Genomic DNA, 18,104 nt, shown 5'->3' with positions numbered 1-18,104 from the left:
GTTTCTCACAGGCTCTTCCCAGGATTGAGAATTCCGCGAGGATCGAACACCTCTTTCAGCCGCCGCTGGAGCGCGTGCGAGGCGGGCCCCAGCTCGTCGGCCACCCACTGCCGCTTCAGTGTCCCCACCCCGTGCTCGCCGGTCAGCGTCCCGCCGAGCCGCAGTGCCAGCGCGAAGATCTCACCCGCCGCCTCCCAGGCCGCCTCCGGCAGCCGGTCCAGAGACGGGTCCACGACGATGATCGGGTGCAGGTTGCCGTCCGCCGCGTGCGCGATGGTGAACACCGGCACGTCATGGCGCGCGGAGATCTCCCGGATCTCCCGCACGGCCTCGGCCAGCCGGGAGCGCGGGACGGCGATGTCCTCGATCAGCGGCCTGCCCAGCCGCTCCAGCGCGGGAAGAGCCCCACGCCGGGCCGCGAGCAGCGCCTCGGCCTCGACGGGGTCCTCGGTCGTCTCGACCGTGACGGTCAGAGGTCCGAGCAGCCGCGCGACCGCCGCCGCCTCGACCGCCGCGCCCGCGCCGTCGCACTGCACCACCAGCAGCGCCGCCCCGCGCTCCCGCAGCGCCGGATCGACGGCTTCCAGCACGGGCCCGTCGACCAGTTCGGCGAGCGCGGGCTCGACGCCGGCCCGGCCGATGGCGTACGAGGCCTCGGCGGCCGCCTCGAAGGTGGCGAAGTAGGCGGCGAGCGTGGCGGTGGCCACCGGCACGGGCCGCAGCCGCAGGGTGGCCGAGGTGATGACCGCGAGGGTGCCCTCCGAGCCGGTGAGCAGCGCGGTGAGGTCGTAGCCGGTGACGCCCTTGACCGTACGGCGGCCGGTGCGCACCACGGTCCCGTCGGCCAGCACCGCCTCCAGACCGAGCACGCTGTCCCGGGTCACCCCGTACTTGGCGCAGCGCAGTCCGCCGGCGTTGGTCGCGATGTTGCCGCCGATGGTGGAGAGGGCCGCGCTCGCCGGATCGGGGGCGTACCGCAGTCCGTGCGCACCGGCCGCGCGGTCCAGCTCGGCGGTGATCACACCGGGTTCGACGACGGCGAGCTGGTCGTCCGCCGAGAGCTCCAGGACGCGGTTCATCCCGGACAGGTCCAGCACCAGGGAGCCCTCGCCCGCCGTCGCCCCGCCCGACAGACCGGTGCCCGCACCGCGCGGCACCACCGGCACCCGCAGGGCGTGCGCGTGCCGGAGGGTGACGGTCACGTCCTCCGTCCGCCGGGCGTGCACGACGGCGAGCGGCTCACCGTCGGGCCTCGCACCGGAGCGGTCGGTGGCGTGCGCGCCGAGCACGGCCGGTTCGGTGGTGAGCCGGTCGGGCGGCAGATCGCGGGCGAGCAGGCCGAGGAGCTGGGCGGAGACGGTGGTCTCCGGGGCTGCGGTCACAGGTCGAGTGCTTTCGGTGCGTCGAGCGGGGTGGAACCGTCGAGGGCTGTCGTGCCGATGGCGAGCAGGGAGATGTCCGCCTGGGGTGCGTGGACCGGGGCGCACTGGATGTCGCGGAAATGCCGCTCCAGGGGATTGCCCCGGGCCAGCCCCGGGTTCCCCAGCAGCCGCACGGCCAGCTCGACGGCCCGCACCCCGTGCCGGTCGGCCAGCACCCGCGCGCCGAGGGCCTGTTCGGGGGTGTACGACGAGTCGCCGCCGTCGAGCTTGGCGGCACCGTCGAACACCAGCTGCTCGGCACCGGCCAGCAGCACCTCGATCTCCCCGGCCGTCCGCCGGAAGCGTTCCGTACGGGCCACCGGATGACCGAGGTTGGCGGGCACGCGCGTGTGGGCGAACGTGTGGAAGAACGCCTGCGCGGCCCGGGCGACCCCCAAGTAGAGCGCGGCCAGCGGGAGATGGAGCGCCGCACCCGCACGGTTGTCCTGCTCGGCGGCCCGGCCGTGCGGACCGAGCCCGATGACGTGCGCGTACGGGATCTCCACCTCGTCGAACGTCACGTCGTGACTGCCGCTCGCCCGCAACCCCAACTGGTCCCAGTTCCCCGCGATCCCGATGCCGGGCGAGCCGCCGGGCACCAGGAACGTGCCCACCCGCGGCTCGGGTTCGTCGGTCGTCGCCCACACCAGGAACCAGTCCAGCCCCTCCGCCCCGGTCACGAACCGCTTGGTGCCGCTGACCGCCCAGCCGTCGGCGGTGCGCCGGGCCCGGGTGGCGGGCAGTCCGCCCCGCGCGGGGGAGCCCAACTCGGGCTCCACGCGCGCGTGGTTGACGAGAACAGGACGTGCGAAGGACTCCTTGACCACGCGCGCGTACAGCTCCTCGGGCCAGTGCGGCTGCGCGGCCTGCCGGGCGTGGTTGGTGAGCGTCATCGCCGCGATCAGGGCGACGGAGGGATCTCCCTGCCCGAGCCGGTGCAGGATCCGCGCGGTCTCCTCCACGCCCGCGCCCGGGCCGCCGTACCCCTCCCCGATGGTGGCGGTGAGCAGCCCGGCCTCGTGCGCGAGGCGCAGCGACTCGGCGGGGAAGGCCCCGGACCGGTCGTACCCGGCGGCGAGTTCGGCGATGCGGTCGGTCACAGTGCCTTCCTCAGCTCGGCGTTGAGGGCGGTGCTCCAGAACGACCTCACGTCCAACGGCGACTTCAGCGCCCCGAGCTCGGTGAACACGTCGGCCACCTTCTGCTGCGAGGCGATGGTGTCGTCGCCGACGGTCCGGGCCTTTGTCGGGCGCTGGGCCTGGGCGGCGGCGAGGTCCTTCTTCGCCTGGTCGAGGGGCTGATGGGTGGCGTCGGCGGTGACCTTGGCGAAGCCGTCCAGGTGGCCGTCACGGACGTAGGCGTACGCCTTGGTGATCCGGGCGATCAGATCGGCGGCCGCCGCCTTCTCCTCGGGGCTCTTCAGCACGCTGTCGCGGGCCGACCAGAGGAAATTGCCCGACAGGATGTCCTTGCCCGAGCCGACGGTCGTCGCGCCCTGCTGGTGGGCGGTGATGATCGAGGTGCCGTAGGAGGCGAAGGCGTCGATACCGCCGCCGTTGAGGGCGGCCAGGCCGTCGTTGGGCAGCAGGGGCTTGGCGTCGATGTCGGACCACTTCAGGCCCGCCTGCTTGAGCAGCTCGTACAGGAAGTAGTGGGCGGTGGTGTTCTGGACGTAGCCGACCTTCTTGCCCTTGAGCCCGGCGATGTCGGTCACCTTCGAACCCTTGGGGACGACGACCTCCTGGTTCAGGGTCGCGCCCTTCTGCACGGCGACCACCTTGAAGTCGGGGCTGCCGTCTGCGGCGGCGAAGACAGGCGGGATCTCACTGGAGGATGCGAGGTCGAGGGCTCCGGCGCGGACGGCCTGGAGCTGCTGGTCACCGCCCTGGAAGAGGCTCCACTTCACCTTGTAAGGGGTGTCGTCGAGGCCGGCGTACTTGAGCACGGCCTCCTCGGTCTTCCAGCCGGTGGAACCGACTCTGAGGGTGACGTCGGCGGGGGAGTCGGCCTCGGCGTCGCCTCCGCAGGCCGTGGCGAACGGGAGCAGCAGGGCGAGCAGGGCGGCGGACGAGCGCAGGGTACGGCGGAACGACACGGGGGCTCCATCAGGCGGCGTGGGTGGTGGTCGTGGCGCGGTGGGCGAGCTCCTGGCGGACCAGCGGCAGGACATGGCGGGCGTAGTCGATGGCGTCGTTCAGCGGGTCGTAGCCGCGGATCGACAGCAGGTCGCAGCCGATGTCGACGTAGTCGAGCAGCGCCTTCGCGACCGTCTCGGGCGTGCCCACCAGCGCGGTCGAGGCACCGGCGGCGTTGGTGGCGACGGCGGGCGCGGTCCACAGGCAGCGGTCGTGGACCTCGCCGCGCTCGGCGATGTCGAGCAGCCGCTGGGAGCCGACGTTGGCCGGGCGGCCGGTGGTGCGGTAGTGGCGGAGCAACTCGGTGTTCCGCGCCTGCTCCTTGAGCACGCCCAGCGTGCGGTGCGCCTTCTCCCAGGCCAGTTCCTCGGTCGGCGCGATGATCGGGCGGAACGACACCCAGATACGGGGGCGGGGGCGCCCCGCGGCATCGGCGACCGCGTTCACGGCGGCGATCTGCTCGGCGGTCTCCTTCAGGGGCTCGCCCCACAGACCGAAGATGTCGCCCTGCTGACCGCCGACCCGGTACGCGTCCTGCGAGGAACCGCCCACCGAGATCGGCACGAGCCCGTTCACCGGCTTCACGTCCGAGTAGTAGCCCTCGAACCGGAAGTACTTGCCCTCGTGCGAGACCGGCCCGTCGGCCTGCCACACCTTGCGCAGGATCTGGATGTACTCGTCCGAACGCTCGTACCGCTGCGCCTTGTCGAGGTAGTCGCCCTCACGGCGCTGCTCCTCGTCGCTGCCGCCCGAGATGATGTGCAGTGTGAGCCGGCCGTCGCTGATCTGGTCGAGGGTCGCCAGCGCGCGGGAGGCATGGGTGGGGAAGAGGACGCCCGGCCGGTGCGCCAGGATCGGGCGGATGCGCTCGGTGTGCGTGGCGACGAACTGGGCGATCTGGAAGGCGTCCGGCGAGGCCGAGTGGTAGGCGACCAGGGTGTGGTCGAAGCCGCCGTCGTCCAACGCGCGGGCATACCTGCGCAGATGGTCGGTGTCGAGGCCGGTCCGGCTCGAAGCGGCGGGACCCGAGGCCCCGGCGTCGGTGTGGACGGCGCTGATGAACTCGACAGGCATGAATGACTCCCGTGACTACTTGAGAAGGGACGTGTCGGCCGACTTCGCCACGTCGACGTTCGGGTCCAGGACCCCGATGCCGTTCATGAGGTCGGCCACGCCCTGGACGGTCGTGTTGATGTCCGGGGTGATCGGCAGCACCTGGCTGTACGCGGCCGAGGCGAGCGTCTTCGCCACCGAGGCGTCGGCGCCGTTGCGCTCCTCGATGGCCTTGGCGTAGGCGTCCTGGTGGGTGCTGGTCCACTTCAGGCCCGTGCCGAGACGCTTGAGGAAGTCGGCGAGCGCCGCCTTCTTCTTCGTGTCGGCGAGGGTCTCCTCGGAGGCGTTGACGAAGCCGATACCGCTCACCCGGCCGTCCCCGCCGTCCACGAGGAGCTTGCCGCCCTGCTCCAGCGCGACGGCCTGATAGACCCCGAAGATCGCCCAGGCCTTGATCTTCCCGGAGGCGAACGCGGCCTGCGCGTCCGTCGGCAGCAGGTACTGGACCTCGACGTCCTGGTAGCTGAGCCCGTTCTCCTTCAGCACATTGGCCAGCAGATACTCCGAGACACTGCCCTTGGCCGAGGACACCACGACCTTCTGGCCCTTGAGGTCCTTCACGCTGTCGATGCCGGAGTCCTCGCGGACGACGATGCCGACATGGGTGCCGTCGTTCTTGAGTGCGGCGACGTTCTTGACCTTCACCCCGCCGCTGAGCGCCTGGAGCGCGGGCAGGTCGGCGGAGTAGCCGGTGTCGGCGGCGCCCGCCTGGACGGCCTGGTAGAGCGGGGCGGCGCCCTCGAACTCGGCCCACTTCACCTTGTACTCGGCGCCCTTGAGGGCGTCCGACGCGGCGACGATCGTCTGGAGGGTCTTGGCCTGGTCGCCGATGGTGAGCGTGACCTGTCCCGAGGAGGAGGCCTCCGCCGAGGAGTCCGCGCCGCAGGCGGTCAGCGCCAGCAGGGAGGTGACGCTGAGTGCGGCGGCTGCGATTCTGCGGATCACGAGGGGATTCCTTCCAAGGTGTGGGTGTGGGTGGGGGTGTGGGTCACGCCGAGCCAGTTCAGGAGGCGGGCGCGCAGGGTCACGAACTCGGGGGCGGTCAGATCACGGGGACGGGCGAGGTCGACGGTCAGCTCGTGGGCGATACGGCCCTCGTCCATCACCAGGACCCGGTCGGCGAGCAACAGCGCCTCTTCCACGTCATGGGTGACCAGGAGGATCGCGCAGCCGTGCCGCCGCCAGAGTTCGGCGACGAGTTGCTGCACCTTGCCCCGCGTCAGGGCGTCGAGGGCGCCGAACGGCTCGTCCAGGAGCAGGAGTTCTGGTTCGCGCACCAGGGCGCGGGCGAGCGAGACGCGCTGGGCCTGGCCGCCGGAGAGCGTCTTGGGCCAGACATCGGCCCGGTCCGCGATGCCGACCTCGTCGAGCGCCTTGAGCGCCAGCGCCTTGTCCGGGCGGCCGGGGAGCCCGAGGACGACGTTGCGCCACACCTTCAGCCACGGCAGCAGCCGCGGCGACTGGAACGCGGCACTGCGCCGGGCGGGCACGGTGACCTCGCCGCCGATCTCGTCGTCGAGCCCGGCGAGGATCCGCAGCAGCGTCGACTTGCCGCAGCCGCTGTGTCCGAGGAGGGCCACGAACTCGCCCTCCCGGATGTCGAGATCGAGCTCGTGCAGGACGGTGTTGCCGTCGAAGGCCCGTGAAAGGCCGCGTATCTCCACGCTGTTGGGCATCTCTAGGCCTCGCCCTCGAAGTTGGCCCGCCAGGTCAGCAGCCGGCGTGACAGGATCCGCACCGCGAAGTCGCAGGCCAGGCCGAGCAGCGCGTACACGACGAGGCAGAGCACGATGACGTCCGTGCGGAAGTACTGCTGGGCATTGCTCATCAGATAGCCGAGCCCCGCGTCCGCGTTGATCTGCTCGGCGAAGACGAGCGCGAGCCAGGCCGTGGACAGGGCGTACCGGAGCCCCACGAGTGCTCCGGGCAGCGCGCTGGGCAGGATCACGTACTTGATCAGCCCGAGCCGGCCGAGGCCCATCATCCGTGCGGCCTCGACGAGTTGGGCGTCGGTGGAGCGAATGCCGCCGTAGATGTTGAAGTACAGCGGGTACGTCACACCGAGGGCGACCAGTGCGATCTTCGGGGTCTCCTCGATCCCGAACCAGACGATGAACAGCGGGATCAGACCCACCCAGGGGATCGCCCGGAACATGCCCATCGAGGAGTCGATGACGTCCTCGCCGAGCCGGAAGAGCCCGGCCAGCAGGGACAGGGTGAGCGCCACACTCGCACCGATCAGGAAGCCGATGGCCGCGCGGCGGCCCGACGCGGCGATGGCGCTGGGGAGTTCACCGTTCCTGGTGAGCTCGACCGCCTGCTGGAGCACGTCCACGGGGGAGGCCAGCACGGACTCCGGGAGCAGACCGGTGGCCGAGGTCAGGAACCACAGGAGCACGAGTCCCACGGGGCCGGCGGCCCGGCGTACGGACCTCGGGACGGAGAGGCCGCGGCCCTTCTTGGCGGTGCCGCGGATGGTGACCCGGGTGGGCGCGTGTTCGGTCGGGACCACCACGTCCAGTGAAGCCGTCACGGCTGATCCCCCTTCGCGGCCGGGCGGGACGGATCCGTGGACCAGGCGGACCAGGAGCCGGGGAAGAGGGCGGCGTCGAAACCGGCGATCTCCAGCGCGGCGATCTGATGGGCGGCGGTGACGCCGGAGCCGCAGTACACGCCGATCCGCGTGGCCGGGTCCGCGCCCTTCTCCTCGAACCGCTTGCGCAGCTCGTCGGCGGGAAGGAACGTCCCGTCCGCCGCGAGGTTCTCTCCGGTCGGCGCGGACACCGCACCGGGGATGTGGCCCGCCCGGGGGTCGACGGGCTCCACCTCGCCCCGGTAGCGCTCGGCGGCGCGGGCGTCCAACAGCAGTCCGGTGGCGGCCAGTTCGGCGGCCCCGTCCGCGTCGATGACCGGCAGTCCGCCCGACTTCAGGACAACGTCCCCGGGCTCCGGTGCGGCGGGGATCCCGGACTCCAGCGGCAGCCCGGCCGCCCGCCACGCGCCGAGCGCGCCGTCGAGCAGCGTGACCCGGGAGACCCCGGCGTGCCGCAGCAGCCACCAGGCCCGTGCCGCGGCGGTGTTGCCCAAGTCGTCGTACACGACGACCGGTTGGCCCGAGCGGATGCCCCACCCACGTGCGGCGGCCTGGAGATCCTCGGTCGACGGCAGCGGATGCCGTCCGCCCTCGGGGCTCGGCGGCGCGGCCAACTCGCGGTCCAGGTCGACGTAGACCGCACCGGAGATGTGCCCCTCGGCGTAGTGGTCGCGGCCGTGCGGATCGCCCAGTGCCCAGCGGACGTCGAGGACGACCGGCGGGTTCTCGGAGTCCAGCAGGTCACGCAGTTCACTCACCGTGGTCGTGACGCTCATGCCGGTCCCTCCGCGATCGCGGGCAGCTCCGGGGAGAGCCGCAGCCGTTCCAGGAAGAGCACGACCGTGGCGGCGGCCGTGCGGTGCAGCGCGTCGTTGAGGACGTCGTGGCGGCCGCCGTTGAAGGTCACCAGCCGTACGTCCGAGCCGGCGTAGGCCCCGCGCGCCGCCTCCAGAGGGCTCACCGTGTCGTCGGTCCCGTGCAGGGCCAGTACCGGGACGGTCACCTGGTCGAGGCGCGGGGCGGGCAGCTCCGGGTTCTCGGCGAGTGCCCCGCGCCGGAAGTCCGGGTCGGCGGTGAGGCGGCCCTGGTGGGTGGGGCAGGCGGTGCGGGCCTCGACCTCCTCCTCCCAACTCCCGGACGTCCAGCGGGAGGTGGGCAGTCCCACGAGGATCAGCGCGTCGGCGTCCGCGGCCAGCCGGATCGCGTAGTGGGCGCCGGTGTCCGAACCGACCAGCACCTTCGGGCCCGGCAGCGACTCGTCGGCCAGCAGCTTGGCCGCCTCGTCGAGCACGGACGGATCGGCGGCCGGGTCACCGAGCGCACGCACCCGGTAGGCGTCGAAGGCGAGCCGGCGGCCGAACCGCTCGTACACACCACCGTGTTCGCCCCGCCCGGACAGCACGATCAGCGTGCCGCGCGCGGCGAGACCTTCGGGTTCGTCCCAGGAGAAGGAAGAGGGCATGAGGGGGTAACTCCCGTTTCAGGGCAGGGGAAAGCCAGGGGAAAGGGCAGGCCGGAACGGCTGTCACGTGTCAGTCGGAGAGAAGCGCGGATGACCCGGAGCGGTACGCGGCAGAGGTCAGCGACAACGCGCGCTGCACGCCACGCCGAAGTCGATGACTCGGCGCTGCGTCAGAAGGGCAGCGGTAGCGGTCGCGTGCAACATGCGCCCATCATGACCGCCGCTGACCGAACACGTCCAACGATGATTCCGCATCGAAACCGATCAGGGATCGCGATCGATCGGCGTGAGCGGATACTGTCACGGCATGTCCCGACCCGTCCTCGACATCGTGGCCCTGCGCAGCCTGACCGCAGTCGCCGACTGCGGCGGGTTCCACCGTGCCGCGCAGGCCCTCTCCCTCAGCCAGTCCGCGGTCAGCCAGCATGTGCGCAAGCTGGAGAAGACGCTGGGCCGCCCGGTCGTCGAGCGGGAAGGACGCGGCACCCGGTTCACCACCGAGGGCCGGCTGCTGCTGGAACAGGCGCGCCGTGTCCTCGCCGTCCACGACGAGGCCGTACGCACCCTGCTCGGCTCGGACGGCGACACCGTCACCGTGGGCTCCACCGAGCACGCCGCCGATCAGTTCCTGCCCCGGCTGACCGCCGCGGTCCAGGCGGTGCGCCCCGGCTGCCGGGTCCGCTTCCGCATCGACCGCTCCGCCCGGCTCGTCGAGGCCGTGGAGCGGGGCAGCGTCGACGTGGCGGTGTACGTCACCGAGGCGGCCGCCACCGAGGGCGTCTCCGTCGGCGGACTTCCGCTCACCTGGCACGCGGTCCCCGGCTGGGAGCAGCCGACCGCGCCCGCACCGGTGCCGCTGGTCGCGATCGAGGACCCGTGCGCGATCCGCCGCCGGGCCATCGCGACCCTCGCCGCGCACGGCGTGCCCGCCTCGGTCGTCGGCGACGCCGGCTATCTCGCGGGCGTCCTCGACATCGCCCGCACCGGCCAGGGCGTCGCCCTCCTCGCCGCGGTCGGCCCCGCCCCGGACGGCCTGACCCCGTACAACGGGCTGCCGCCCGTCCCGCCGATCCCCATGAGCGCCCTGGCCCGCCCGGGCGCGGACCCGGCTACGGCGGAGGCCGCCTTCAGCGCGGTACGGGAACTGCTGCGCCAGTGACGCCGGGGGTGGGCCCGCTGGGGTCCGCGCTCGGCCGCAAGCAATGACTGGAGAGGTTCCGCACAGGCCGGTGGTCGTCGTCGGGGCCTCGCCCGGGCCGTCAGCCGCCCAGCATCCGTCCCAGCGCGTCCCGCTGGATCGGCAGCACCTCGGCGTGCAGATCGCGGCCCTTGCGGGTCAGCGCGACCCACACGCCGCGCCGGTCCTCCCTGCACACGGAACGCTCCACCAGGCCGTCCTTCTCCAGCCGGCCGATGAGCCGGGACAGCGCGCTCTGGCTGAGATGGACCCGGCCGACCAGGTTCTGCACCCGGCACAGGTCGCCTTCGGCGGGTGCCTCGGCCGCGAGGATGTCGAGCACCTCGAAGTCGCTCGCACCCAGTCCGTGCGGATGCAGCACCCGGTCGATCTCGCACATCGTGCGCGCGTGCACCGCCAGGATGTCCCGCCACTGGTCTTCGAGCCGGGAGCCGGCCGCGTTCACTGCCATACACCGAATGTTAATGCGCGTGCATCGACATCCGGCCGGCGGGCGTGACCGCTCAGCTGTCCTGGGTGATCCCGACCAGGTTGCCGTCCGCGTCCTTCACGGAGGCGATCAGCTTGCCGCCGCCGACGTCCGTGACGTCCTGGAGCAGTTCGGCGCCCGCGTCGAGCAGCGCGGCGAGACGGGCCCGGATGTCGGTGACGTGCCAGTACGGAACCGGCCCGGTCATGCCCCGGGAGTGCCCGTTCGGGTCGAGGCCCACGTCCTGGCCGGCGTCCTTGAAGCCGACGTAGTAGGGCTCGTCGGCGTAGGGCTCGGTCTCCAGCAGCGCGCTGAACAGGGCCTTCGCCCGGGCGATGTCCTTGACGGGGTAGATGATGGTGTTCAGTCCTGCGGTCATCGGGACGCTCCTCCGTGGGTTCCTTCTTCGGTGGTTTCACCGTAGGACGGGGGAGTGCGCGGCGGCTTCTCCGATCCTGACCGCCTGCCGCGCGAGGCCGCGCCGGAAGTGCGGGCACTGGAGCAGATCCTCGTGCGGACAGTTCGCCCCGACCTCGATCATCTCCAGGGCGGCCTGTGCCGCGGCGATCCGGGCCCGGAGATCCGCCGCCTCGCGGCGCAGCACCGCACGCCGACGCTCGGCGTCGCCCGTGACCATCAGACGGATCGCCTCCAGCGACAGCCCCGCCTCCTTGCCGCACAGCACGAACGCGACCCGCACCAGGTCATCGACTCCGACGATCCCGTCCTGACCCGCGCCCTCGTGCACGCGCGCGCCGACCGCGTCACCGCCCCGCGCGCCGCGCGCGCCCACCGCAACGTGCTGCTCGGCGCGGGCTTCGAGGAGGTCCGCACCTCGGTCCTCACCGGGCTTGAGGCGCTCCTGGTACTCACGGACTTTGCCGCCCCCGCGGACGAGGAAGGGCGCGCCGCCGACTGGATGGCCGAGCAGCGCGCCCGCGTGGAGAAGGACCGCCTCTTCGTCGCCGTACCGATGTTCGTGGCGGCGGCGACCGTCCCCGTCAGGCCGATGGACGAGTGATCGAGTGCGTGGCCCACCGCTCCCGTAAGCCGATAGGAGCCTGATCGCCCCCGTACTCGACCGCTCCCGTAAGCCGATAGGAGCCTGATCGCCCCCGTACTCGACCGCTCCCGTCAGCCGGCGGGCGTGTGATCGGGTGCGCGGTCGAAGGTTCCCGTCCGGCCGACGGGCGTCCGATCGACCCCGTGCCCGACCACTCCCGTCACGTCGACTCGCGCTTGACCAGCTCCGTCGGGAGGATCACCGCGGCCGGGTCCTCGCCGCCGATCTGGGCCAGGAGTACTCGGACCATCTCGGCGCTGATGCGGTCGTAGGGCTGGCGGACAGTGGTGAGCTGGGGGCGGGCGGCGAGGGCGGCCGCTGAGTCGTCGAAGCCCCCGACCGCGATGTCGTGCGGCACGCGTCGCCCCGCCCGCTCCAGCGCCGCGAGCACGCCCTGCGCCATCAGGTCGGACGCGACGAACACCGCGTCCATGTCCGGGGCTTGGGCGAGCAGTTTCTCGGCGCCCGCCTCACCGCTGGCCCGGCTGTAGTCGCCGGAGGCGATGAGCCGCTCGTCGATCTCGATGCCCGACTCCGCGAGCACCTCCTTGTAGCCGGCGAGACGGTCGACGCCGCCCGGGGAGTCCAGCGGACCAGTCACGACGCCGATACGACGACGGCCCAGGGTCAGCAGATGCCGCACCATGTCACGGGCGCCGTCCCGGTCGTCCGCGGCCACGTAACTCACCTTGGTGCCGGGCCCCATCGGCTTGCCGCACTGGACGAGGGGCACCCCCGCCTCGTGCAGCTCCTTGGCGACCGGATCGGCGGAGTGGCTGGAGACCAGCAGCACCCCGTCGACATGGCCGGCCGTGATGTAGCGCGTTATGCGCCGCCGTTCGTCATCGGTACCGGCCAGCATCAGCAGCAGCGGGATGTCGTGCGCGGCCAGCGCCTGGGTGCAGCCCCGCAGCAGGACGTTGAAGTTGGGGTCCTCGAAGAACCTCTCCTGCGGCTCCGTCAGCAGGAAGCCGATGGAGTCCGAACGCCCGGTGATCAGCGAACGGGCGTGCCGGTTGACGACGTAACCCGTCTTGCGGATCGCGGCGTTGACGGCCTCCTGGGCTGTCGGGCTGACGTAGTGCCCGCCGTTGAGGACACGCGAGACGGTGCCCCGTGAGACCCCGGCCTCGCGGGCCACGTCGTGGATCGTCGGCGGTCTGCGCCGGCCCCCCGTGTTGCTCATGGTCATGACTTTACGGCTCCGGAGAGCAGATCGAGGCTCCAGAACCGCTGGATGACCAGGAAGAGCGCGACGAGCGGGATGATCGCGAGGAACGCGCCGGTGATCACCAGCGTGTACAGGGCCGGGGTGTTGGCGCCCTGCTCGAGGAGCGTGTACAGACCGAGCGTGATCGGGAACTTCTCGTCGTCGCTCAGCATGATGTACGGCAGCAGGAAGTTGTTCCAGATCGCCACGAACTGGAAGAGGAACACCGTCACCATGCCGGGCACCATCATCGGCAGCGCGACCCGGGTGAAGATCCGCCACTCGCTCGCGCCGTCCATCCGCCCGGCCTCGACCACGTCGGCGGGGACCGCGGCGGCGGCGTAGATGCGTGCGAGGTAGACGCCGTACGGCGACAGGATCTGCGGGAGCAGCACCGACAGATACGAGTCGGTGAGGTCGGCCTGGGCCATCAGCAGGTACTGCGGGACGGCGAGGATGATCGGCGGCATCAGCACACCGGCGAGCAGGATGTTGAACATCGTCTCGCGGCCGCGGAAGCGGTAGGTGGCGAGCGCGTAGCCGCTGAACGCGGACACGACCGTCGACAGCAGGGCGCCAAGGCCGGCGTACAAGGCGGAGTTGGCCATCCACCCCCAGTAGACGCCGTCACGGTAGGCGTTGAGGTCCTTGATGTTGTCGACGAATCCCGATCCCGGCAGGAATGTGAACGTGGAGAACAGCTCCGTGCCGGACTTGGTGGACGCGATCACCACCCACGCCACCGGCAACAGTGTGTAGAAGGCGCCGATCAGCAGCGTCACCGTCGGGACGAGCGAGATCCGGCGGCGCAGCGGCGGCCCCTGGGCCGCGCCCGGCGTGGTGCCCGCGGCCGGCTCGGTCTTGCGGACGGCAAGAGAACTCATCGTGCTGCCTCCTGCTTCTGACGACGGTTCGCGGCCCGCAGGAACCCGAAGGACAGCAGCAGCGTGGCGAGCGCGATGATCACGGCCTGGGCGGCCGCCGCGTAGATGTCACCGGTGCCGAACGCGTCCCGGTACACCTTCATCAGCGGGCTCCAGGTCGTGGACACGGAGTTGGTGAGCGGCTTCAGCGTGGTCGGCTCGTTGAACACCTGGAGCGTCGCGATGATCGAGAAGAAGAAGGTCAGCACCAGCGAGGGCGCCACCATCGGGATCTTGATCCGCAGCGCGATCTGCGTCGGGGTGGCACCGTCCAGCCGCGCCGCCTCGTACACCTCGGCCGGGATGGACTGGAGCGAGGTGTAGATGACGATCATGTTGAAGCCGGTGCCGCCCCAGACCGCGATGTTCGACAGGGCGAGATACAGCGGACCGCCGTCCAGCAGGTCCGGCTGCGGCAGGCCCAGCTTCTCCAGCACGTAGTAGAAGGGGCTGACGTCCGGCAGGTACAGGAAGCCCCACAGCAGCGCCGCCACGACGCCGGGGATGGCGTACGGCAGGAAGATCGCGAGCCGGGTGAAGGGGGTGAACCGCACCTTGTCGGAGTCGAGCATCAGCGCGAACAGCAGGGCGAGGCCGAGCATCACCGGGACGACGATGCAGCCGTAGCCGAGGACGCGCAGCGCGCCGTTCAGCAGCTCGCTGTCGGTGAGGGCGTCCGTGTAGTTCTCCAGGCCGGCCCAGACCTCCGAGCGGGCGCCCTTGCCCAGGCCGAGCCCGGAGACATGCACCTTGCGGAAGCTGAGCCAGACCGCGTACCCGATGGGCAGCGCGAAGAACAGCGCGAAGAGGATCGTGGCGGGGATGAGGAAGGCGTACGGGGCCCCCTTGACCCCGTACGACTTCCGGCGTGCGCTCGTCACTCGGAGACCCCGAAGCCCTGCTTCTTGAGGTCGGCGACGGTGTCGTCCTGCATCTTGTCCAGGGCGGCGGTGAAGTCCGACTTGTCCTTGGCGGCGGCGCCGAACGCGTCCTTGAAGGTCGTGTAGGCGACGTTGACGTTCGGGCCCCAGGCCGAGGGTGCCGTGGTCTTCGCGATCTCGGCGGCCTTGGTGTAGAAGTCGGCCTGGTTGGAGAAGTAGTCCGGCGGGGTGGTGAAGGCGCCGCTGGTCTGGGCGTTGGTGGCGGCCGGGTAGATGCCGCTCTCCTTCGCCAGGGCCTGGAGGGCGGCGTCGTCGGTGTTCAGCCAGGCGGCGAACTTCGCGGCGGCCTCCTGGTGCTTGGAGTCCGTGGTGACGGCGGTGGAGGAGCCGCCCCAGCTGCCGGTCTTGTTCTCGCCCGCGGTCCACTGGGGGAGCGGGGCCATGGCCCACTTGCCCTTGGTGTCGGGCGCGGCGGTGGTCAGCGTGCCCGGCGCCCACACGGCGGAGACCCAGGCGATCTGCTTGCCGGTGTTGAGCGCCTTGTTCCAGGCCGGGGTGTACATCGGCTGGTTGTCGATGGCGCCCTCCTTGACGAGGCCGCCCCAGAAGTCGGCGACCTTCTTGGTGGCCGTGTCGTTGATGCCGACCTTCCACTTGTCGCCCTCGGTGGTCCACCACTGCGCGCCGGCCTGCTGGGCCAGGCCCGCGAAGAGGCCGGAGTCGTTGGCGGAGAAGGTGGTGAGGTCCGTGCCGGGGGACTTCTTCTTCAGCGCGCGGGCGGTCTCGGCGAACTCGTCCCAGGTGGTGGGGACGGTCAGGCCGTACTTCTTGAAGAGGTCCTGGCGGTAGTAGAACATCATCGGGCCGATGTCCTGCGGGACCGCGTAGACGGCGTCCGTGCCCAGCGTGGTCTGCTGCCACACACCGTCGGCGAACTTGCTCTTCGCGTCGCCCACGTTCTTCGAGATGTCCGCGAGCGCGTCATTGCTGACCAGGGTCGGCAGCGCCTGGTACTCGGCCTGGACCAGGTCGGGCGCCTTGCCGGCCTTGTGCGCGGTGAGGATCTTGGTGATCAGCGTGTCGCCGGACGCCTGCTTCTTCACCGTGACGGTGATCTGGTCCTTCTTGCCCTGGCCCTGGTTCCAGAGGTCGACGACCTTGTCCATGCCCGGCGTCCAGGTCCAGTACGTGAGCGAGACGGGACCGGACTCGGCCTCGCTGTCCTCGTCGGACGAGCCGCAGGCGGCGAGTGCGGATGCGCCGAGGGCGACGGCGACGGTGGAAGCTGCCACTCGACTGAGCCTGCTGCGCTTCGTGATGGGCATGGATCTCTCCCCTGACCAGGGCCCCCGCCTGCTGCGGAAGGCCTGCCATGCGTCTGTGAGCGTTCACAGTAGAGAAACATCCCGGACACTTGTCAATGGTTGTTGCCATGCGGTTATCTTGGCCTCGCACCGCTGATCGGCTGTGTGCACGTTCCCAAAAGATCGACCACAACGGGAGAAACCCATGCCGGAAGCCACCCCCAGGGGCCTCACCAGGCTCGCCTTCGGTGGGGACTACAACCCCGAGCAGTGGCCGGAAAGGGTCTGGCAGGAAGACGTCCGGCTGATGCGCGAGGCCGGCGTCACCATGGTGAGTGTCGGCATCTTCTCCTGGGCCCTCCTGGAGCCCTCACCAGGGGTGTACGACTTCGGCTGGCTCGACCGGATCATCGATCTGCTCCACGAGAACGGCATCCGCGTCGACCTCGGCACCCCCACCGTCGTCCCGCCGGTCTGGTTCTACCGGGCCCACCCCGACGCACTGCCCGTGTCGCAGGAGGGCGTGCGCTACGAGTTCGGCTCACGCGGCGCCATCTGCCACAGCAACGCCGACTACCGCGCGGCCGCCGCGAACATCACCACGCAGCTCGCCGAGCGCTACGGCGACCACCCGGCGCTGGCGATGTGGCACGTGCACAACGAGTACGGCGTCCCCGTCTCCGCCTGCTACTGCGACTCCTGCGCGGCCCACTTCCGCCGCTGGCTGGCGGCGACCTACGAGACGGTCGAGGCCGTCAACGAGGCCTGGGGCACCGCGTTCTGGGGCCAGCGGTACGCGGACTTCGGAGACATCAACCCGCCGCGCCTCGCGCCGACCGTCGGCAACCCGGCCCAGGCGCTGGACTACAGGCGCTTCGCCGACGCCACCATGCGCGAGAACTTCGTCATGGAGCGGGACATCCTGCACCGCCTCGCGCCCGGCGTCCCGGTGACGACCAACTTCATGACCGCCCTCAGCCAGTGCGACTCCGTCGACTACTGGGCCTGGGGCCGTGAGGTCGACATCGTCACCAACGACCACTACCTGATCACCGACGGCCGCCGCACCCACGTCAACCTCGCGATGGCCGCCGACCTCACCCGCTCGGTGGCCGGGGGAGCGCCCTGGATCCTCCTGGAGCACTCCACCTCGGGCGTCAACTGGCAGCCCCGCAACCCCGCCAAGGCCCCCGGCCAGATGGCCCGCAACTCCCTCGCCCATGTGGCACGCGGCTCCGAGGGCGCCATGTTCTTCCAGTGGCGGCAGTCCCGGCGCGGCGCCGAGAAGTTCCACTCGGCGATGGTCCCGCACGGCGGCACCGACACGCGCGTGTGGCGCGAGGTGGTCGAACTCGGCGCCTCCCTCGACTCGTTGCATACGATCCGCGGCACCCGCACCCAGGCCGACGTGGCCGTCCTGTGGGACTGGCACTCCTGGTGGGCGCAGAACCTCGACTGGCGCCCCAGCGAGGACCACGACCCGCGCGAGCGCGCCGACGCCTTCTACGAGGCGCTCTACGACCGGCACCTCACGGTCGACTTCGCCCACCCCGAAAGCGACTTGTCGAGCTATCCCCTTGTCGTCGTGCCCGCCCTGTACCTGATGACGGAGGCGGCCGGGAACAACCTCAAGGAGTACGTGGAGAACGGCGGCACCCTCGTCGTCTCCTTCTTCTCCGGGATCGTCGACGAGCACGACGCCGTGCACGAAGGCGCCTACCCGGGCGCGCTGCGGGACGTACTCGGCCTGACGGTCGAGGAGTTCTCGCCACTGCTCCAGGGGGAGAACGTGCGCATCACCGGCCCCGACGGCTCCGAGCTCAGCGGTGACGTGTGGACCGAGTTCGTGGTGCCCCGAGGCGCCGAGACCGTGTGGACCTACGCCGACGGTCTGACCGCGGGACGGCCCGCGGTCACCCGGCATCGCCTCGGCGAGGGCACCGCCTGGTACGTCTCCACGCGGCTCGGTGCCGAGGGCCTCGACGCGCTGCTGGGCTGGGCGATCGAGGACGCGCAGGTCGCGGCGCGTGTCGACCTGCCGCGTGACGTGGAGGTCGTGCGCCGCGCCGGCGAGTCGGGCACGTACCTCTTCGCCGTCAACCACACCGCGTCGGACGCGAAGGTGCCGCTGGAGCTCGCGGGCACCGAGCTGCTGACCGGGGAACGCGCCGCGGGCCGCCTGGAGGTCCCCGCGGGTGCCGTCCGGGTCGTACGACTCGACGGCTGAGCCGAGGGCCCTACGGGGCCCGACCGACTCCCCTCCGCCCGTGCGAGCCGCTCGTGCCGCGGGCGGAGGGGCCCTTCGCCGTCCCCGGCGAGGGACATCCCCAAC

Annotated in this window: 19 protein-coding genes; 3 read left to right on the top strand and 16 right to left on the bottom strand. The window is 71.1% G+C overall.

All coding sequences use genetic code 11. The features are described 5' to 3' along the window. Positions 1 to 5: 5 nt before the first annotated feature. The 9 genes from ACFY0U_RS21130 to ACFY0U_RS21090 are packed head-to-tail and all read right to left on the bottom strand — an operon-like array spanning position 6 to position 8,724. Positions 6 to 1,382 (bottom strand): FAD-binding oxidoreductase, encoded by a 1,377-nt coding sequence (locus ACFY0U_RS21130; RefSeq protein WP_388637867.1) that lies wholly within the window; start codon positions 1,380 to 1,382, stop codon positions 6 to 8. After that, positions 1,379 to 2,521 carry an acyl-CoA dehydrogenase family protein gene (locus tag ACFY0U_RS21125; protein ID WP_388637864.1) on the bottom strand — a complete coding sequence of 381 codons (1,143 nt, stop codon included), beginning with the start codon at positions 2,519 to 2,521 and terminating at the stop codon, positions 1,379 to 1,381. The genes ACFY0U_RS21130 and ACFY0U_RS21125 overlap by 4 nt, the downstream gene beginning before the upstream one ends. Next, a complete protein-coding gene (locus tag ACFY0U_RS21120; protein ID WP_388637861.1) occupies positions 2,518 to 3,516 on the bottom strand; it encodes an ABC transporter substrate-binding protein in 999 nt (332 codons plus the stop codon). Before ACFY0U_RS21120 ends, ACFY0U_RS21125 begins: the two co-directional genes overlap by 4 nt. Positions 3,517 to 3,526: 10 nt before the next feature. Then, positions 3,527 to 4,630 carry an LLM class flavin-dependent oxidoreductase gene (locus tag ACFY0U_RS21115; protein ID WP_388637858.1) on the bottom strand — a complete coding sequence of 368 codons (1,104 nt, stop codon included), beginning with the start codon at positions 4,628 to 4,630 and terminating at the stop codon, positions 3,527 to 3,529. Between the two features lie 15 nt (positions 4,631 to 4,645). After that, a complete protein-coding gene (locus ACFY0U_RS21110) occupies positions 4,646 to 5,614 on the bottom strand; it encodes an ABC transporter substrate-binding protein (protein ID WP_388637855.1) in 969 nt (322 codons plus the stop codon). Then, entirely contained in the window at positions 5,611 to 6,345 is a 735-nt protein-coding gene (locus ACFY0U_RS21105; protein ID WP_388637852.1) for an ABC transporter ATP-binding protein, read from the bottom strand. Before ACFY0U_RS21105 ends, ACFY0U_RS21110 begins: the two co-directional genes overlap by 4 nt. A 2-nt stretch (positions 6,346 to 6,347) precedes the next feature. Beyond that, a complete protein-coding gene (locus ACFY0U_RS21100) occupies positions 6,348 to 7,202 on the bottom strand; it encodes an ABC transporter permease (protein WP_388637849.1) in 855 nt (284 codons plus the stop codon). Continuing rightward, complete coding sequence (locus ACFY0U_RS21095) at positions 7,199 to 8,038, bottom strand: sulfurtransferase (protein ID WP_388637846.1); 840 nt, start codon at positions 8,036 to 8,038, stop codon at positions 7,199 to 7,201. Before ACFY0U_RS21095 ends, ACFY0U_RS21100 begins: the two co-directional genes overlap by 4 nt. Beyond that, on the bottom strand, positions 8,035 to 8,724 hold the full coding sequence (locus ACFY0U_RS21090; protein ID WP_388637844.1) for an alpha/beta hydrolase: 690 nt from the start codon (positions 8,722 to 8,724) through the stop codon (positions 8,035 to 8,037). Before ACFY0U_RS21090 ends, ACFY0U_RS21095 begins: the two co-directional genes overlap by 4 nt. Positions 8,725 to 9,031: 307 nt before the next feature. Between ACFY0U_RS21090 and ACFY0U_RS21085 the strand changes: the two genes are divergently transcribed. Beyond that, positions 9,032 to 9,883, top strand: a complete 852-nt coding sequence (locus tag ACFY0U_RS21085; RefSeq protein ID WP_388637841.1) for a LysR family transcriptional regulator — start codon at positions 9,032 to 9,034, stop codon at positions 9,881 to 9,883. A gap of 100 nt (positions 9,884 to 9,983) precedes the next feature. Here ACFY0U_RS21085 and ACFY0U_RS21080 read toward each other — a convergent pair whose 3' ends face one another. From ACFY0U_RS21080 to ACFY0U_RS21070, 3 genes are read right to left on the bottom strand one after another with little or no spacing between them, the layout of a single operon-like run. Next, positions 9,984 to 10,373, bottom strand: a complete 390-nt coding sequence (locus ACFY0U_RS21080; protein ID WP_388637838.1) for a MarR family winged helix-turn-helix transcriptional regulator — start codon at positions 10,371 to 10,373, stop codon at positions 9,984 to 9,986. Between the two features lie 52 nt (positions 10,374 to 10,425). Further along, entirely contained in the window at positions 10,426 to 10,770 is a 345-nt protein-coding gene (locus ACFY0U_RS21075; RefSeq protein WP_171140046.1) for a VOC family protein, read from the bottom strand. Between the two features lie 36 nt (positions 10,771 to 10,806). Continuing rightward, positions 10,807 to 11,139 (bottom strand): MerR family DNA-binding protein, encoded by a 333-nt coding sequence (locus ACFY0U_RS21070; protein ID WP_388637835.1) that lies wholly within the window; start codon positions 11,137 to 11,139, stop codon positions 10,807 to 10,809. On the opposite strand from ACFY0U_RS21070, the gene ACFY0U_RS21065 reads away from it, so the two are divergent. Continuing rightward, on the top strand, positions 11,134 to 11,412 hold the full coding sequence (locus ACFY0U_RS21065; protein WP_388637832.1) for a hypothetical protein: 279 nt from the start codon (positions 11,134 to 11,136) through the stop codon (positions 11,410 to 11,412). The genes ACFY0U_RS21070 and ACFY0U_RS21065 overlap by 6 nt on opposite strands. A gap of 202 nt (positions 11,413 to 11,614) precedes the next feature. Here the strand turns inward: ACFY0U_RS21065 and ACFY0U_RS21060 are convergent, their stop codons facing one another. From ACFY0U_RS21060 to ACFY0U_RS21045, 4 genes are read right to left on the bottom strand one after another with little or no spacing between them, the layout of a single operon-like run. Then, entirely contained in the window at positions 11,615 to 12,646 is a 1,032-nt protein-coding gene (locus tag ACFY0U_RS21060) for a LacI family DNA-binding transcriptional regulator (RefSeq protein ID WP_388637830.1), read from the bottom strand. Then, on the bottom strand, positions 12,643 to 13,548 hold the full coding sequence (locus ACFY0U_RS21055; RefSeq protein WP_388637827.1) for a carbohydrate ABC transporter permease: 906 nt from the start codon (positions 13,546 to 13,548) through the stop codon (positions 12,643 to 12,645). The genes ACFY0U_RS21060 and ACFY0U_RS21055 overlap by 4 nt, the downstream gene beginning before the upstream one ends. Then, the gene (locus ACFY0U_RS21050) at positions 13,545 to 14,468 is read right to left on the bottom strand and encodes a carbohydrate ABC transporter permease (RefSeq protein ID WP_388637824.1); all 924 of its coding nucleotides are present in this window, start codon (positions 14,466 to 14,468) and stop codon (positions 13,545 to 13,547) included. Before ACFY0U_RS21050 ends, ACFY0U_RS21055 begins: the two co-directional genes overlap by 4 nt. Then, a complete protein-coding gene (locus ACFY0U_RS21045; protein WP_388637822.1) occupies positions 14,465 to 15,793 on the bottom strand; it encodes an ABC transporter substrate-binding protein in 1,329 nt (442 codons plus the stop codon). The genes ACFY0U_RS21050 and ACFY0U_RS21045 overlap by 4 nt, the downstream gene beginning before the upstream one ends. Positions 15,794 to 15,977: 184 nt before the next feature. Between ACFY0U_RS21045 and ACFY0U_RS21040 the strand changes: the two genes are divergently transcribed. Beyond that, complete coding sequence (locus ACFY0U_RS21040; protein WP_388637820.1) at positions 15,978 to 17,999, top strand: beta-galactosidase; 2,022 nt, start codon at positions 15,978 to 15,980, stop codon at positions 17,997 to 17,999. The last annotated feature ends 105 nt before the right edge of the window (positions 18,000 to 18,104 follow it).

It is taken from the genome of Streptomyces sp. NPDC001536, assembly GCF_042894505.1.
GTDB lineage: Bacteria > Actinomycetota > Actinomycetes > Streptomycetales > Streptomycetaceae > Streptomyces.
Note: the sequence above shows the minus strand (reverse complement) of the source record. Positions and strands in the feature narration are given on the sequence as shown.